The organism is Pseudomonas sp. ES3-33, from assembly GCF_000952175.1.
Classification (GTDB): Bacteria; Pseudomonadota; Gammaproteobacteria; order Pseudomonadales; family Pseudomonadaceae; genus Aquipseudomonas; species Aquipseudomonas gregormendelii.
The window spans coordinates 1-1,362 of sequence record NZ_JZRI01000146.1 but is presented as its reverse complement, the minus strand read 5'-3'; the positions used below and the strand labels follow the sequence as shown (position 1 = coordinate 1,362).

1 protein-coding gene and 1 pseudogene are annotated in these 1,362 nt (G+C 59.1%); both read left to right on the top strand.

All coding sequences use genetic code 11. From position 1 onward, the window contains the following. Positions 1-326, top strand: a pseudogene (locus tag UB23_RS23545) (phosphonoacetaldehyde hydrolase); the annotation flags it as partial. A gap of 76 nt (positions 327-402) precedes the next feature. Continuing rightward, a partial coding sequence (locus tag UB23_RS23540; protein ID WP_045061664.1) for an aldehyde dehydrogenase family protein occupies positions 403-1,362 on the top strand: 960 nt, incomplete at its 3' end.

Below are 1,362 nucleotides of genomic sequence, written 5' to 3'. Positions count from 1 at the left end.
AGGCCCTGGCCAACGTGATCGCATTGGGCATCAGCGATGTTGCCGCTTGCGTCAAGGTCGACGACACCTGGCCAGGTATTCTTGAAGGCCGCAGCGCTGGCATGTGGACGGTCGCATTGACCTGCTCTGGCAATGCACTGGGCCTGACTTATGCAGAATTCAAGGACCTGCCTTCGGACAGGTTGGCCGAAGAGCGGGCGCGCATCGTCAAGATGTTCGAAGGCTCTCGCCCGCACTACCTGATCGACACCATCGTCGATTTACCTGCCGTCATTGAGGACATCAATGCCCGACTGGCGCGTGGAGAAACCCCGCAGGGCTCTTGATCCCACACGGCTTGTGTCAATGACAGTGACCGTCCTAAGGACGGTCACAACCAAAAAACAACAAGAGAATCCAACCATGAACTACGCCCACCCAGGCACTCCCGGTGCCATCGTTTCCTTTAAGTCCCGTTACGGCAACTACATCGGCGGTGAGTTCGTCGCGCCGGTCAAAGGTCAGTACTTCACCACCACCTCGCCCGTGAATGGCCAACCAATTGCCGAATTTCCCCGCTCCAGCGCTGAGGACATCGACAAGGCTTTGGATGCAGCCCATGCCGCGGCCGATGCCTGGGGCAGAACCTCGGTGCAGGACCGCTCTTTGGCGCTGTTGAAAATAGCCGACCGCATCGAACAGAACCTCGAACTGTTGGCCGTTACCGAAACCTGGGACAACGGTAAAGCTGTGCGTGAAACGCTGAATGCTGACATTCCGCTGGCCGTGGACCACTTCCGCTACTACGCCGGTTGCATTCGCGCCCAGGAAGGGAGCTCGGCCGAAATCAACGAACACACCGCGGCCTATCACTTCCATGAACCCCTGGGCGTGGTCGGGCAAATTATTCCGTGGAACTTCCCGATCCTGATGGCCGCCTGGAAGCTTGCCCCGGCGCTGGCAGCCGGCAACTGCGTAGTGCTCAAGCCAGCCGAGCAAACTCCACTGGGCATCACCGTGCTGATGGAGCTGATCGGCGACCTACTGCCGCCCGGCGTGTTGAACGTGGTCCAGGGTTTCGGCAAAGAAGCCGGCGAAGCCCTGGCCACCAGCAAACGAATCGCCAAGATCGCCTTCACCGGCTCGACTCCGGTCGGCTCCCACATCATGAAATGCGCCGCCGAAAATATCATCCCGTCCACCGTGGAGCTGGGCGGCAAGTCGCCGAACATCTTCTTCGCCGACATCATGGACGCTGAAGAAATTTTCATTGAAAAGGCCGCTGAAGGCCTGGTGCTGGCGTTCTTCAACCAGGGCGAAGTCTGCACCTGCCCGTCTCGCGCACTGGTGCAGGAGTCGATCTACGACGACTTCATGAAAGTG